Annotated in this window: 13 protein-coding genes; 1 reads left to right on the forward strand and 12 read right to left on the reverse strand. The window is 39.6% G+C overall.

Annotated elements, in window-relative coordinates; all coding sequences use genetic code 11:
- Positions 1–441: 441 nt before the first annotated feature.
- From dnaB to dnaA, 12 genes are all read right to left on the reverse strand, one after another.
- Positions 442–1,809 carry a replicative DNA helicase gene (gene dnaB / locus AB3I00_RS04530; RefSeq protein WP_368024811.1) on the reverse strand — a complete coding sequence of 456 codons (1,368 nt, stop codon included), beginning with the start codon at positions 1,807–1,809 and terminating at the stop codon, positions 442–444.
- A 274-nt stretch (positions 1,810–2,083) separates the two neighbouring features.
- Positions 2,084–2,536, reverse strand: a complete 453-nt coding sequence (gene rplI / locus AB3I00_RS04535; protein WP_002288372.1) for a 50S ribosomal protein L9 — start codon at positions 2,534–2,536, stop codon at positions 2,084–2,086.
- Between the two features lie 5 nt (positions 2,537–2,541).
- A complete protein-coding gene (locus AB3I00_RS04540; protein ID WP_070769974.1) occupies positions 2,542–4,515 on the reverse strand; it encodes a DHH family phosphoesterase in 1,974 nt (657 codons plus the stop codon).
- Between the two features lie 142 nt (positions 4,516–4,657).
- On the reverse strand, positions 4,658–4,894 hold the full coding sequence (gene rpsR / locus AB3I00_RS04545; protein ID WP_002288370.1) for a 30S ribosomal protein S18: 237 nt from the start codon (positions 4,892–4,894) through the stop codon (positions 4,658–4,660).
- 25 nt (positions 4,895–4,919) lie between these two features.
- The gene (gene ssb / locus AB3I00_RS04550; protein ID WP_002288368.1) at positions 4,920–5,432 is read right to left on the reverse strand and encodes a single-stranded DNA-binding protein; all 513 of its coding nucleotides are present in this window, start codon (positions 5,430–5,432) and stop codon (positions 4,920–4,922) included.
- Between the two features lie 50 nt (positions 5,433–5,482).
- Positions 5,483–5,782 carry a 30S ribosomal protein S6 gene (gene rpsF / locus AB3I00_RS04555; protein ID WP_002293129.1) on the reverse strand — a complete coding sequence of 100 codons (300 nt, stop codon included), beginning with the start codon at positions 5,780–5,782 and terminating at the stop codon, positions 5,483–5,485.
- Positions 5,783–6,017: 235 nt separating this feature from the next.
- Entirely contained in the window at positions 6,018–8,489 is a 2,472-nt protein-coding gene (gyrA, locus tag AB3I00_RS04560; protein WP_368024812.1) for a DNA gyrase subunit A, read from the reverse strand.
- A gap of 19 nt (positions 8,490–8,508) precedes the next feature.
- Positions 8,509–10,455 carry a DNA topoisomerase (ATP-hydrolyzing) subunit B gene (gene gyrB, locus AB3I00_RS04565; protein ID WP_002288364.1) on the reverse strand — a complete coding sequence of 649 codons (1,947 nt, stop codon included), beginning with the start codon at positions 10,453–10,455 and terminating at the stop codon, positions 8,509–8,511.
- Entirely contained in the window at positions 10,452–11,576 is a 1,125-nt protein-coding gene (gene recF / locus AB3I00_RS04570; protein WP_368024813.1) for a DNA replication/repair protein RecF, read from the reverse strand. The genes gyrB and recF overlap by 4 nt, the downstream gene beginning before the upstream one ends.
- Positions 11,563–11,805: a S4 domain-containing protein YaaA gene (gene yaaA / locus AB3I00_RS04575; RefSeq protein WP_002293125.1), complete on the reverse strand. Its 243-nt coding sequence runs from the start codon at positions 11,803–11,805 to the stop codon at positions 11,563–11,565. The genes recF and yaaA overlap by 14 nt, the downstream gene beginning before the upstream one ends.
- A gap of 227 nt (positions 11,806–12,032) precedes the next feature.
- Positions 12,033–13,163, reverse strand: a complete 1,131-nt coding sequence (dnaN, locus tag AB3I00_RS04580; protein ID WP_002293124.1) for a DNA polymerase III subunit beta — start codon at positions 13,161–13,163, stop codon at positions 12,033–12,035.
- A 197-nt stretch (positions 13,164–13,360) separates the two neighbouring features.
- Positions 13,361–14,695, reverse strand: a complete 1,335-nt coding sequence (dnaA, locus tag AB3I00_RS04585; RefSeq protein ID WP_002293122.1) for a chromosomal replication initiator protein DnaA — start codon at positions 14,693–14,695, stop codon at positions 13,361–13,363.
- A 522-nt stretch (positions 14,696–15,217) separates the two neighbouring features.
- On the opposite strand from dnaA, the gene rpmH reads away from it, so the two are divergent.
- On the forward strand, positions 15,218–15,352 hold the full coding sequence (rpmH, locus tag AB3I00_RS04590; RefSeq protein WP_002293121.1) for a 50S ribosomal protein L34: 135 nt from the start codon (positions 15,218–15,220) through the stop codon (positions 15,350–15,352).
- Positions 15,353–15,446: the final 94 nt, after the last annotated feature.

Genomic DNA, 15,446 nt, shown 5'->3' on the forward strand with positions numbered 1-15,446 from the left:
TCGACTTATTTCCGAAGAAGCTACTTCTGGAACACCGTGAATCAGAGGTTGTGAAAAAGCTTCTCTGCATCAAGTCATAAGAACAGCCAAACAAAAATAGCTCCTCCTATTTTTCGTTTGGTTGGGCTTATTACCGCAGATGCAAGCTTTTGAATACCGTTTAAGGAAGAGGTTGTGAAATCAGCGTTCTGACCTGAGTATTAGAGAAACAAACGTCAAAATAGTTCCTCATATTTTGCCGTTTGCTGAGCTAATACCAAGGGTCAGCTGATTGAACACCGTTTATTCGGAAAAAGGGATTGTGACAAGACTTTTGTCACAATCCCTTTGGAGATCTGTTTTAATTAAGTGCTCTAGTCACTCTTGCAGTTACTCGTCGCATCTTATACGAGTGCCCTTGGTCATTGCGCAAGGCTGAACGCTGCTTTCACAACCTATTCTTTAAAATTCTTCTCTTGGCGAAAGCGACGAAAATTTATTGTATTCTTTGATAAACAGCAGTTCAACTGTTCCTCGCGCACCGCTTCGGTTCTTCTCGATGATGACTTCGATGACGTTATCATTTTTTGGCTCATTTCCATCATCGTCATCTCCGCCTTCTCTTTCATAATAATCATCCCGATACAAGAAGGCTACGATGTCCGCATCTTGTTCGATTGATCCGGATTCACGAATATCACTTAGTACTGGACGTTTGTCTTGTCGCTGTTCTACTCCACGAGACAACTGCGAAAGAGCAATGACAGGTACTTTCAGTTCTTTTGCCAGTTTTTTCAGTTGGCGGGAGATATCTGATACTTCTTGTTGACGGTTCTCTTTACCGTTCCCTTCAATCAACTGCAAATAATCGATCAATATCAAGCCTAGGTTGCCTTTTTCTTGCGCTAGTTTCCGACATTTCGCGCGGATCTCAGAGATCTTGATCCCTGGTGTATCATCGATAAAAATATTTGCTCGAGAAAGACTTCCCATCGCAACGATCAGATTCGACCATTCTTCTTCCGAAAGCTGACCTGTACGCAAATGGCTAGCTTCAATCGAACCTTCTGCACAAAGCATCCGATTTACAAGAGATTCCGCCCCCATTTCCAGACTGAATATCGCAACAGAACGATCTGTTTTGGTTCCTACATTTTGAGCAATATTCAATGCGAACGCTGTTTTACCTACCGCTGGACGGGCAGCCAGAATGATTAGTTCTTCGGGCTGGAAACCTGCTGTCATTTTGTCCAGACCTTGATAGCCAGTTGGTAGGCCTGTGATTTCTTCATTGTTTTGAGCTAGTCGATCGATATTTTCAATCGTTGAGTTCAGTACTTCAGCAATGGATAAAAAGCCGCTTCGATTTCTTTTTTCCGAAACCTCCAAGATACTGCGTTCTGCATCATCTAAGATCGTCTGAACTTCTTCTCCTTGCTCGAATCCTTTTGTAACGATCCCTGTTGCTGTCTGAATCAATATACGCAATAATGATTTTTCTTCAACGATTTTCGCATAGTAGACGATATTTGCTGCTGTCGGAACTGCTAAAGCCAAATCTGATAGGTAACTTAAACCACCGGCATCTTCTAACAAATTTGCTTGTTCTAGCCGGTCTTTAACAGTAACAACGTCAATCGCTTCATTACGATCGTTCAACTCGATCATTGTCTCAAAAATAATTTGATGGCCGCGACGATAAAAGTCTTTTGGCTCTATGTACTCCATGGCATCAATGATCGTTTCTGCATCAAGAAAAACAGAGCCTAGAACCGCTTGTTCAGCTTCAATATTTTGCGGTGGGATTCGATCCTGCCACACTTCATTCATACGTATCGCTCCTTGTCTTCAATTGCTTCATTTTACAAGAAAATGATGGAAAAGTCATCATTCGCATCGAAAGTATCATAAAAAAATAGCTCTCTTTTATTATACTCGTTTTCTTCATGCTATTTTACTGTTCTCAAAAAAGAAACCGAAATCAATCTGAAATCGATATGCAGCTTGTGCTTTTGTTGCTGCAGCTGCTTTTCTCAGATAAATTTCGGTTTGTATTTTCTCCTTCTGGTTCTTCTTACCAGCTGAACATCACTATCAAGACTTGTTATTCTTGTACGACATGAACTTTGATCGTAGCCGTCACCTCATGATGCAACTTCACAGGTACGTTTGTGTAGCCTAGTGAACGGATTGGGTTTTCTAGTTCGATTTTTCGTTTATCTAATTTTATTTTGTATTGTTTGTTTAGCCCTTCAGCAATTTGTTTTGAAGGAATCGATCCAAACAAACGGCTGTCTTCCCCTGCTTTTGCTTTTAACTCGACTACCGTATCTTCTTTTTCCAAGAATTCTTTTAATTTTTTAGCTTCTTCCAAGATTTCAGCTTCGTGTTTTTCTTGGGCTTTCTTCTGTCCAGCTAACTGACTGATACTACTTTTCGTTGCTTCTTTTGCCAAGTTATTTTTGATTAGATAATTTTGTGCATAACCTGCTGGAACTTCTTTGATGTCCCCTTTTTTACCTTTTCCTTTTACGTCTTGTAAAAAAATTACTTTCATTTGGATTACTCCTTATCATATATTTGATTCATATTTTCTTTGATTGCAGCAAAAAGCTTCTGTTTTGTTTCTTCAACTGTCGTATTCTCCAGTTGAGTAGCTGCATTTGTGAAGTGTCCTCCACCACCTAAGGATTCCATGATGATTTGGACATTGATCGTACCGGTACTTCGGGCACTGATTCCAATCAATCCGTCTGTCCGCTTCGTAATGACGAAAGCTGCGTTGATATTGATCATCGAAAGCAGTGTATCTGCTGTTTTTGCCGCTATGACACTATTATACTCTTTTTCATCTGTTCCTGCCGCCACAACAATATCAGAAGTCACATACTCGCTTCCAGCAATCAAATGACTGATTTCCAAGTATGTCGCTAAGTCTGAGCTCAATAAATATTGTACTAAGGATGCGTCTGCTCCACAAGACCTTAAATAGCTAGCAACATCAAAAGTTCGTGCAGTTGTACGAACATTGAAACTATTCGTATCTACAACCATCCCTGCAAGTAATAGTGTGGCCTCAAAGCGATCTAAGCGATTCGTTTTGCTGCTTTGGTATTGGATCAGTTCAGAAACTAGCTCTGAAGCGGAAGAGGCTGAAGATTCGATATAAGTCAGCAAAGGCTTGCTTGGAAACTCTTCCCCTCGGCGGTGATGATCAATGATCACGATCTTATCAAATTGCTCATATAGGCTCTGAGAGATCGATAGAGAAGGTTTATGATAATCCACCATCACGAGTAGGTCTTCTTCTTTTTTCAGCTCTATGGCGCGTTCTGGAGAGATCAATTGCATTTCTAATTCTGGATGTTTATGGATTTCTTCGAGACAACGTTCCACATCTGGAATGATTTCGTTCTCGTTGATAACGATATAAGCCTTTTTCTGGTTGAAGCGTGCAAGACAACTGACACCAAAAGCAGAGCCTAAAGCATCCATATCCGGAAATTTGTGTCCCATGATGAACACATCGCCTGTTTCATCAAAAATCCGGCGCAAAGCAGTACTCATCGCTCGAGAACGGACGCGCGTGCGTTTGACGTTCTTAGCTGATTTACCGCCATAATAAACAGGTTTCGCACCTTCTTTTACCTCTTTCACGACAACTTGGTCGCCTCCGCGGACTAGAGCAACATCTAAATTGTTCTGAGCTTCTCCACCGATTTCATCGAGGGATCTTGCGCCATAAGCGATCCCCATACTCAGGGTGATAGGCGAGCTCTGTTTTTCAGCTTCTGCTCGAAAGCGGTCCAACAAATCAAATTTTTTATCCATCATCTTTTTCAGATCGATCATCTGCGCGACGAAGAAAAAACGTTCTGCGTTGATTCTTTTGAAAAAGACATGGTATTCATTCATCCAGTCAGAAACTAGTGTAGTGACGAAAGAGTTCAAATAAGAAATCTCTTTGTCATCCAATTTATCAATAGCATCTGCATAGTTATCAATAGATAAAATACCGATCACTGGCTGACTGTTCGCCTGATGAAGTTTCAATAACTGGTTTTGGGTGATATCATTAAAATAAACGACACCCTTTACTGTATCCATATCAAACTGAAATGTTTTATCTGCTAGATAGACTTGGTTTTTCTTTTTTTCTTTTGCAGTAAAAAAAGTATCTAACAATTCTTCCTCTGTTAATCCACTTTGATCTTTGACTTTCAATGCCAAAGGATTGAGCCATTCGATTTTTTGGCTTGATGGCTGATAAGCAATCACTCCTACAGGCATGACTTCTGAGACATAAGCCAGATTTGTTTCGGCTACGGTCGAAGCCTGCTGGATTTTTTCACGTTTATTTAAAGTAAGCCAGCGTTTCATTTTCAACCAATAGCGAACGCCCCATAAATTCATTAAAAGAATGACCGAAGCGCTAACAAAACGAAATGGTAAAATTAAGACTACCAATACTTCGATTAGTATAAACAGGATAAGGAAGAGAGGTTTTGGGGATAAATGATTGTTTTTATTTTCCATAATTTTCCTCCCATATATGACTAACTTGATTTTACCATAACTTTCGTCATTCAAGCGACTAAACGAATATCGGTTATTTTTACAGAAAAAAAAGAATTGAATAGCTGATCAAAAGGATCAGTCATTCAATTCCTCGGATTTATTAGTCTTCGCTAACGAAAGGTAGCAAGCCCATGATACGTGCGCGTTTGATTGCAACAGTAATTTTACGTTGGTTTTTAGCGCCTGTACCAGTTACACGACGTGGCAAGATTTTACCGCGTTCTGAAATAAATCTTTTTAGTAATTCGATATCTTTATAATCGATATATTCAATATGGTTAGCAGCAATGTAGTCTACTTTACGACGTTTACGTCCGCCTCTTCTTTGTTGTGCCATTCTATTTCCCTCCTATCAAATTCGTTTAGAATGGTAAATCATCATCTGAAATGTCGATCGTTGAACTTGAGCCGAATGGGTCAGAAGTATCACGGTCGAAATCAGGCATACCGTTGGATGATTGAGATGTTTGATTAGAGTTATTGTTTCCGCCAAATCCGCCAGCTGATTGACCAGAACTTTGGAATCCGCCGCTTTGTTGGCGATTTTCAGATGCAGAACGACTTTCCAGCAATTGGAAGTTGTCAGCTACTACTTCTGTTACGTATACACGTTGTCCTTGCTGATTATCATAAGAACGAGTTTGGATACGTCCAGTAACACCTAAAAGTGTTCCTTTACGAGCATAGTTTGCTAAAGTTTCTGCTGATTTGCGCCAAATCACACAGTTGATAAAATCAGCCTCGCGATTGCCGCTTTGGTTTGTAAAATTACGATTCACAGCCAAAGTAAATGTTGCGACTGCCGTACCACTTGCTGTGTAACGCAAATCTGGATCTTTCGTCAGACGTCCAACTAATACAACATTATTAATCAAAATAGTCATCTCCTCTCATCGTTTTTCTATTGTTTCACATGAAACAACAATTAAGCTTCTTCTTTAACAATCATGTGACGAATGATATCGTCGTTGATTTTAGCAAGACGGTCAAATTCACTGACAGCATTTGCTGATGATGGAGAAGATACTTTAACGATGTGATAGATACCTTCACGGTAACCGTTCATTTCATAAGCGAAACGGCGTTTTTCCCAATCTTTTGATTCGATAACTTCTGCTCCGTTATCTTTCAAGATTGCATCGAAACGTTCGATTAAAGCAGTTTTTGCTTCTTCATCAATGTTTGGACGAATAATGTACATGATTTCATATTTCGTGTTTTCCATTGATATTCACCTCCCTGTGGACTTTCGGCTCTTAGGTTCCTAAGAGCAAGGAGAGTTATCTAATTAATTAGACTACTCACAAGCTTTGATTATACACTCTATTTTGGTCAAAAGCAATACAGAATAAACAGTTTCAAATATTTTAAGAGAAATTCAATTAATCAAAAAAGCTAGCAGGAATAACCAGATTTTTTAATCGGTCATTCTTGCTAGCTTACACACTTAGTCTTGATGGTTATTCTTCTGTTGCTTGCTCTTCAACTGTTTGTTCTACCGCTTCTGGCTCGACTGCTGCCATTGTGACGACTTTCGTATCAGCTTCCATCTTCATCAAACGTACACCCAATGTTGAACGTCCAGTTTGAGAAACAGTCGATACGTTGAAACGGATAATCACACCTTTATCTGTAATCAGCATGATGTCTTCATTTCCAAAAACAGTGGTCAATCCGGCTAGTGGACCATTTTTTTCAGTGATATTCGCCGTTTTGATTCCTTTACCTCCGCGGCCTTTCACTGGATATTCCGATACTTTGGTCCGTTTTCCGTAACCTTTTTCTGTAATCACTAGTACTTCTTGGTCTTCCTTCATCAGGGCTGCCCCAACAACGTAATCTTCCTCACGCAGGCGTATCCCTCTGACACCGGAAGCTGTACGTCCCATATCGCGGACTGCTTCTTCTTTGAAGGTCACAGAGTAGCCGTTATGTGTGCCAATGATGATATTTGACTGTCCATCTGTCAATAGAACATTGACTAATTCGTCATCTTCTTTCAAACCAATTGCAATCAGACCATTGCTTCGGATGTTAGCGAAAGCAGTGACAGACGTACGTTTAACTGTACCTTGACGCGTCGTAAAGAAGAGATAATGGCCTTCTTCTGCTTCTCCCGTCACCGCAATAATTGCTTGGATGCTTTCACTCGAGTCGATACCCAGCAAATTGATGATTGGGATTCCTTTGGCTGTACGTCCGTATTCTGGAATTTCGTATCCTTTTGCCCGATACACTTTTCCGTTATTCGTAAAGAATAACAATGTATCATGGGTAGAACAAGAAACTAGATTCTTGACGAAGTCGTCATTGTGGATACCCATTCCTTGGACACCACGCCCGCCTCTTCGTTGAGCTCTGAATTCATTATTTGCCAAACGTTTGATATAACCATTGTTTGTCAATGTAATAACGATTTCTTCTTCTTCAATCAAATCTTCATCTTCTAGACTTAAGACCTCACCGACTAGTAATTCTGTGCGTCGTTTATCACCAAATCGTTGATTCAAGTCTGCTAATTCATTCTTGATGATTTCTGTGACACGTTCGGGTCTTGCCAGAATGTCAGTCAAATCTTCAATCAGTTTCAATAGTTCTTGATATTCATTTTCGATTTTTTCCCGTTCCAAACCGGTCAATCGACGCAAACGCATATCTAAGATAGCTTGTGATTGGCGATCGGATAAATCGAACCGTTCGATCATTGTTGCTTTTGCTTCATCATCTGATTTAGACCCGCGGATAATCGCAATGATTTCATCGATATGATCCAAAGCAATACGCAACCCTTCTAAGATGTGTGCTCTTGCTTCTGCTTTTTCTTTTTCAAAGACCGTCCGTCGTGTGATGACTTCGCGTTGATGTTCGATATAGTTTTCAAGGATTTGTTTCAAACTTAAAACTTTCGGCACGCCTTTTTCGATTGCCAACATATTGAATCCAAATGAATTCTGCAAGGATGTCAATTTGTATAAGTTATTCAAAATAACTGATGCGCTGGCGTCACGACGAACGTCAATGACAATTCGCATGCCTTCACGGGAAGATTCATCCCGCAAATCCGTAATTCCTTCGATACGCTTGTCTCTGTGCAACTCAGAAATCCGTTCAATCAATTTTGCTTTATTGACCATATAAGGTAATTCCGTCACGAGGATCCGTTCTTTGCCATTTGGCATCTCAGTGATCTCAACTTTTGCACGTACGGTAATAGAACCTTTACCTGTTTCATACGCTCTTCGGATTCCTGATTTTCCCATGACCAAACCACCTGTTGGAAAATCTGGTCCAGGTAATACTTCCATCAATTCATTGGTCGTCACATCAGGATTATCCATCAGCAAATCGATAGCCGCTACTACCTCAGACAAATTATGAGGTGGGATATTCGTTGCCATACCCACGGCGATCCCCGTCGTTCCGTTCACCAAAAGATTAGGGAAGCGAGCAGGTAATACAACGGGTTCTTTTTCTGTGTCATCATAGTTGCTTTGGAAATCAACAGTATTCTTATTGATATCACGCAGCATTTCTGTAGCGATTTTGCTCATCCGTGCTTCGGTATAACGCATAGCAGCGGCACCGTCACCGTCAACAGAACCAAAGTTTCCATGACCATCCACTAGCATATAACGGTAGCTAAATGGCTGCGCCATCCGTACCATTGACTCATAGATTGCACTATCCCCATGAGGATGGTATTTACCCATGACATCTCCGACGATTCTGGCAGATTTTTTATGGGCTTTATCCGGTGTCACACCTAATTCGTTCATGCCGTATAAAATACGGCGATGAACGGGTTTCAGACCATCTCTGACATCAGGCAGTGCACGTGCGACAATAACACTCATCGCATAATCGATGAAGGAGTCTTTCATTTCGCTGGTTAGATTGACATCATGGATGTTTTCTCTGATTTCTTCACTCATTCTTTTTCCTCCTTCATGATTAAATATCTAAGTTCTTCACGTAATGTGCATTTTCCTCGATGAATGCACGACGAGGTTCTACTCGATCCCCCATCAACATTTCAAATATCTGGTCTGCCGCGATAGCATCATCCACGCTGACGCGGGCCATCATTCGATTACTTGGGTCCATAGTTGTTTCCCATAGTTGATGATCATCCATTTCTCCAAGTCCTTTATACCGCTGAACACTTGGTTTTGGTGAGGCAGGAAGTGAAGCAACGACTTGTTTCAACTCTTCTTCTGCATTCTTTCCTGGTTGTACATACGTGATATTCTTCCCTTGTTTTACCCCGTATAAAGGTGGCTGAGCAATATAGACATAACCCGCTTCAACAATTGGACGCATGTAACGGTAAAAAAGAGTCAGCAACAATGTACGGATATGTGCACCATCGACATCGGCATCAGTCATGATCACTAATTTATGATAACGAGCTTTCGATACATCGAAATCTTCTCCAAACCCTGTACCCATAGCAGTAAATAAAGACCGAATCTCTTCATTTGCCAAGATCTTGTCCATGCTTGCTTTTTCAACATTCAAGATTTTCCCACGAATAGGCAAGATGGCTTGAAATTCTCGATTACGACCTTGCTTAGCTGATCCGCCGGCCGAATCTCCTTCGACGATGAACAATTCGCATTTTTCAGGATCGTTGCTAGAGCAGTCTGCTAATTTTCCTGGCAGATTACTGATCTCTAAAGCACCTTTACGTCTCGTTACTTCACGCGCACGTTTCGCTGCTAGACGAGCTCTGGAAGCTAATAATCCTTTTTCAACGATTTGACGGCCCACACTTGGATTTTCTAGCAAGAATTTCATGAAATGCTCGCTAAATAACCGATCAGTGACTGTCCGTACTTCGGAATTGCCCAATTTTGTTTTTGTTTGTCCTTCGAATTGAGGGTCAGGATGCTTAATAGAAATAACAGCTGTCAATCCTTCTCGCACGTCTTCACCAGTCAAGTTGTCATCATTTTCTTTCATCAGCTTTTGTTTTCGGGCATAATCATTGATCACCCGAGTTAATGCAGTCTTGAATCCTGATTCATGTGTTCCGCCTTCATACGTATGGATATTGTTGGCAAAACTCATGATATTGGAATGGTAGCCGTCTGTATATTGCATAGAGACTTCAACTGCGATATCTTGCTGCTCACCTTCCAAATATACAGGTTCTGGGAAAATCACGGTTTTGTTTGCATTCAAGTATTCGACATAACTTTTGATCCCGCCATCGTAATGGTATTCATTGATGACTGGTTCTTCTTCTCTTTTGTCCTCAATCGAAATACGCATCCCGCGGTTCAAGAAAGCTAGTTCACGGATACGGGTAGCCAATTTTGAAAAATCAAACTCAGTTGTCTCTGTAAAAATTTCAGGATCTGGCGTAAAGTGAACCGTTGTTCCATGGCGATCCGTTTGTTCAATGATCTTTAAGTCGTCCACTACAGCTCCACGACGATATTCTTGATAGTACACATTTCCTTCTTTGTATACTTTGACATCAAGTTGCGTAGAAAGTGCGTTTACGACGGAAGATCCCACTCCATGAAGACCACCGGAAACTTTGTACCCGCCACCGCCGAATTTTCCTCCAGCATGTAAAACAGTAAAGACCGTTTCAACTGCAGGACGTCCGGTTTTTGCTTGGATATCCACTGGTATCCCCCGTCCATCGTCAATAACAGTGATACTGTTGTCTTTTTCTATAATCACATGGATTTTTGTTGCAAAACCTGCTAATACTTCATCGATCGAATTATCGACGATTTCCCAAACAAGGTGATGCAGACCTTCAGAACTAGTCGAACCGATATACATACCAGGTCGTTTACGAACGGCTTCAAGTCCTTCAAGTACTTGAATCTGACTGGCATCATATTCTTTAGCGCGTTCTACTAAACTTCTTTCTTCTGTCATTCAGTTTCTTCTCCTTTTAGTTTCCCTTGTCGAACATGAAAAATCTCAGGTTCAACAGTCATTTTATTTTTTACATGGTCAAGTGTCGTCGTTGTTAAGAACGTTTGAACTTTTCCTTCGATTGTTTCCAGCAGATGGAGCTGACGATTATCATCCAGCTCGCTCATCACATCATCTAATAATAGGATCGGGTATTCCCCTGTCTCTTCTTTGATCAAATCGATTTCTGCTAATTTGACACTTAGAGCAGTCGTTCTTTGCTGTCCTTGCGATCCATAAGTCTGCACGTTTTTCTGATTAATAAAAAAGGAAAGATCGTCACGATGAGGACCAACTGTCGTCGTTCCCCGAAAAAGGTCTTTCTTTTTATTTTGATTCAAAAGTGCGAGAAATTGTTCTTGGATTTGTTCTTGCGTATGTGTTTCTAAAGAATCGACTGCGGTGAGATACTCGATTTCCAGCTGCTCTTTGTGATGTGTGATTTGCTGATGTAAAGAATTAGCCCAAAACTCCAATCGCTTGATAAACTGTGCTCTTGCTTTCAATACTTTGCTGCCAAACGCTGCTAGTTGTTCGGACAAAATATCCAAATAAAGCAAATCAGTTTGTTTTTTTTCATTCAGTTGCTTCAAGTACTGGTTTCTTTGCTTCAAAATCGCTTGGTATTGGACAAGATCATAAAGATAGATTGGATTGATCTGACCTAATTCCATATCTAAAAATTTCCGCCTGATCTGCGGGCTGCCTTTTACTAACGAAAGATCCTCTGGTGCAAATAAAATGACATTCATTTGTCCCACGTAAGTACTTAACTTTTTTTGTTCGATATGGTTGATCTTGGTTTTTCGGCCTTTTTTAGATAATAAGATTTCTAATGGGAGAGTGGATGAACCTTTTGTGATCTCTCCTTGGATCATTGCCTGATCGTCATTCCAACCAATCAATTCCTGCTCACTACTTGTCCGATGGCTTCGCGTCATAGCCAATACATAGATACTTTCCAAAAGATTCGTTTTTCCCTGCGCATTTTCACCTAAAAAAATGACCAGATTCTTGGAAAATTCGATGTTCAGCTCTTCGTAATTTCGATAATTTTTTAAATACAGCTTATTCAGCCTCATTATCGTCGTTTCCTTTTTTTACCATAAAAAAAGTTCCTACTTCTGGAACTTCAACCATCATACCGGGATAAAGCTTGCGTCCACGACGATTTTCCGGCTCGCCATCGACTAACACAGTGTTTTCTGCCAAATACCATTTTGCTTGTCCGCCACTACCGATAACGGTGGCTTCTTTCAGCATTTGACCCAACGTCATGAATTCCGTATTTAGAATGACTTGTTGTTTCAATGTCCATCCCTCATTTTCATTATTAAAAGTATACTCTATTATACCTTTTTTTCCGCAATAAAACAAATTTATCCATATATTTTTCCATATAAGACGATTTAATCTAAAAAAGGTGATTTAAACAAAAATAAACAGAAAGCCTTAAAAGAGATTTTAGGGCCTTCTGTTTAAATTTTATTTTTTCTAATTCTTTTCAATTAAATTTTCAATATCTTTGAAAATCTTTGTTAATTTGTACGTACAGGAGTGATCAATTGGATAAATTGAACGCCATCTTCCGTTGGTTCCAACGTGAATGGTCGAATAGCGGAAATAAATTTTACCTTGATACTCATATCTCCAAATGCACGCAACGCTGCTTTCATATAATCCGGGTTGAAAGAAATCTCCAATGGATCGCCACTGCTTGCTGTATAGCTCAAGCTTTCTTCTACTTTCCCGATTTCTGGAGAATTTCCGTATAAAACAACCGCATCTGGCCGGATGGATAAACGAACGATATTGTTGCGGCCTTCATGAGAAAGTAAAGAAGCACGTTCGATTGCCGCTAGAAAACTAGGAACAGAAAATTCGACCTCTGTATTAAAGCTTGATGGGATCAAACGATTGGTATCAGGATAGTTTCCTTCTAACAAGCGGGAATAGAAATACATTGTTTCCGTTTTGAACAAGACTTGGTTTTCCATAATGCTGATTTCGACGATTTCTTCTTCATTTGTCAGTGAGCGAGACAATTCGATCAAACTTTTCCCAGGAATAACAATATCAAAATGATCAGCCGTTTGTTCTACTGGGATCACGCGTTGACTTAGACGGTGAGAGTCAGTAGCTACAGCTAATAAAGAATGATCAGATAAAATAAAATGCACACCCGTCAAGATCGGACGACTCTCATGCTGCGACACAGCAAAAACTGTTTCGTTGATTAGTTTAGTCAATACGTGTACTGGTAATTTCATCTGGTTGTGGCTTTCTACAACAGGAAGATGAGGATAATTATCTGCATCTAATCCATTCACGATAAAATTCGCTTTTCCAGAAGTGATCGCTACTTGTTTATTTTCTAATACTTCTAAAGTAAATGTTTCTTCAGGAAGTCTTCGAATGATTTCGCTAAAGAAACGAGCTTGTAAAACAATTGATCCGGTAGATTCGATTTGCATATTTGCTTTTTCGTTTTCAACAGACAAAAAAGTTTCAATTGATATATCAGCGTTGCTCCCCGTCAAAGTCAAACCTTCTTGTGTCAGTGTGATTTTTACACCTGTCAAAATAGGGATAGTGGTTTTGCTTGAAATAGCTCGTTGAACAGTTTGCAATTCCTGCATAAAGCTAGCTCGGTTTAAAGTAACTTTCATGATGTATCTCCTTTGAATGTTTGTTTATTTATTATTAGTTAAAAAGAATAATAAAAGTAATAGGGCATGTTGATTCTGTGGAAAACTCAAAAAACGTAAGAGAGAAACGAAAAAACAGCTGTGGAAAAAGTGTGCATAACTTTTGCTTGTTTTTTTCTTTTATCCACATGCTATTTTCAGTTGGTAGAATCGACAAATTAATTTAGTAAAAAGTTTTTGATTTCTGATACTTCATTTTGCATGCTGACACTAGAATCCATCAGCTGCTGGATCTTCTCATGGGCATGGATAACCGTTGTATGATCCTTACCGCCGAATTCAGCTCCAATTTTCGGTAATGAATTATCTGTGAGCTCACGTGCCAAGTACATAGCGATTTGTCTAGGAACAACAATAGATTTGACGCGTTTCTTCCCTTTGAGATCTTTCAATTGGATGTGATAATACTTTGCCACTTCTTCTTGGATCTGCAAAATCGACAATTGAGGATGTCCTTTTCCTGATTTCAACGTTTTCAGCGCATCTGCAGCTAGACTAGTCGAAATATCTTCACTATTCATTGCAGCAAAAGCCTGTACTCGAACAAGTGCCCCTTCTAATTCACGAATATTAGAATCAATTTGTCCTGCGATATAGCTCAGCGTGTCATCTGGGATCTCTAGACGTTCAGCTGCTGCTTTTTTACGCAAAATCGCTGTTCTTGTTTCAAGGTCCGGTGGCGTAATATCAACAGACAGCCCCCATGCAAAGCGAGAAACAAGGCGTTCTTGTAATTTCGGAATCTCGTTTGGCAACCGATCACTGGTTAGAACGATTTGTTTACCTTCATTGTACAAGGCATTGAAAGTATGGAAAAACTCCTCTTGCGTAGCTTCTTTTTCTGCGAAAAATTGAATATCATCTACTAATAGTAAATCAACATTTCGATATTCTTGACGGAATTCTTCTGCTGTTTTATTTTGGATCGAATTGATGAAATCATTAGCAAAAGTTTCACTGCTTACATATTTTACTTTGGCATTAGGCTGACTTTGCAGCATTTGATGTCCGATTGCATGCATCAAGTGAGTCTTACCAAGTCCTACGCCTCCATAAAAGAAGAGCGGGTTATAAATAGAACCTGGATCTTCTGCTACAACGAGCGCTGCTGCATGAGCCATCTGGTTTCCTTTACCAATGACAAACGTATCAAAGGTATATTTAGGATTCAGCATGGCTTTTTTTAGCGGACTAGGTGCCGCAACTTTTGGATTTTTTTCTTCTACAACTTCTTCTTGCTCTGCTTCTTCGCCAGTAATAAAGCGAGGGATAATCTCATTTCCTGATAACATATAACCGACTTCAACGATTTTTGTTGCCAGGTTTTTTTCCCAATATTCTTTATGAATCTTGCTAGGAACCTCAACAACGAGCTGGTTTTGATCAAGAGTTCGAGGGTTCGCTGTTTCAATCCATGTATTATAGCTAGCAGGCGATAAATCCTTTTGGTATGTTGCTTTTAATTCATTCCATAAAGCATCGAGGGATACCATATAAGGCCTCCTCCTTCATTAAAAAGTGAATAACTAGTACTAATTTAGCATTTTTTTCAATAGTTTTCCACAGAAACCGAAGAAAAAAATTTTTTAATTACAATTATCCACATAATCGACAAATAAAAAAAAGAGAAAAACACAGCTGTCAAAAAAAGTTTTCCACACCACTAATGCACAGGTGGACAACTCGTAAAAATCACTAGATTTCCTCCTATACCTGTGGATAACAAATATATATTTATCAATAGTTTAGGGACGAAATGCACAGAAAAAGGCCTGGTTGTGGATTACTTTTTTTACACGTGTGTTTTCTGTGTAAAAGTGCCTCGTTATTATTTGTGGATAATTCCTGTGCATAACTTTTTCCACATGGGATTCCCATAGAAAAAAATAATCTTGTGGATAAGTTTTGACAATCGATCTTCTATTTTATATTGACAAAATCACTACTTTGTCGTTATACTATCAAAGTATGTCTGTGTTTATAAAATAGATAAGAACATTTTGGAGGTGGAATATATGAAAAGAACATACCAACCAAATAAACGTAAACGTCAAAAAGTTCACGGATTCCGTAAACGTATGAGTACTAAAAATGGACGTCGTGTGTTAGCTAGCCGTCGTCGTAAAGGAAGAAAAGTTCTTTCAGCTTAGGCCACTGGGGTTTCAGTGGTTTTTTTTATACTCTTTTTTAGGGAAATGATGAAAGGACAATCGTAATTATGGTATGATTATGAGCGTAAGTGAG

Source organism: Enterococcus sp. C76 (assembly GCF_040886985.1).
In the GTDB taxonomy this organism is placed as follows: Bacteria; Bacillota; Bacilli; order Lactobacillales; family Enterococcaceae; genus Enterococcus_B; species Enterococcus_B lactis.

Excerpts from the sequence above, each read along its gene's own strand:
- dnaB (WP_368024811.1), bottom strand. The coding sequence starts at position 1,809 with ATGAATGAAGTGTGGCAGGATCGAATCCCACCGCAAAATATTGAAGCT.
- rplI (WP_002288372.1), bottom strand. The coding sequence starts at position 2,536 with ATGAAAGTAATTTTTTTACAAGACGTAAAAGGAAAAGGTAAAAAAGGG.
- AB3I00_RS04540 (WP_070769974.1), bottom strand. The coding sequence starts at position 4,515 with ATGGAAAATAAAAACAATCATTTATCCCCAAAACCTCTCTTCCTTATC.
- rpsR (WP_002288370.1), bottom strand. The coding sequence starts at position 4,894 with ATGGCACAACAAAGAAGAGGCGGACGTAAACGTCGTAAAGTAGACTAC.
- rpsF (WP_002293129.1), bottom strand. The coding sequence starts at position 5,782 with ATGGAAAACACGAAATATGAAATCATGTACATTATTCGTCCAAACATT.
- gyrA (WP_368024812.1), bottom strand. The coding sequence starts at position 8,489 with ATGAGTGAAGAAATCAGAGAAAACATCCATGATGTCAATCTAACCAGC.
- gyrB (WP_002288364.1), bottom strand. The coding sequence starts at position 10,455 with ATGACAGAAGAAAGAAGTTTAGTAGAACGCGCTAAAGAATATGATGCC.
- recF (WP_368024813.1), bottom strand. The coding sequence starts at position 11,576 with ATGAGGCTGAATAAGCTGTATTTAAAAAATTATCGAAATTACGAAGAG.
- dnaN (WP_002293124.1), bottom strand. The coding sequence starts at position 13,163 with ATGAAAGTTACTTTAAACCGAGCTAGCTTTATGCAGGAATTGCAAACT.
- dnaA (WP_002293122.1), bottom strand. The coding sequence starts at position 14,695 with ATGGTATCCCTCGATGCTTTATGGAATGAATTAAAAGCAACATACCAA.
- rpmH (WP_002293121.1), top strand. The coding sequence starts at position 15,218 with ATGAAAAGAACATACCAACCAAATAAACGTAAACGTCAAAAAGTTCAC.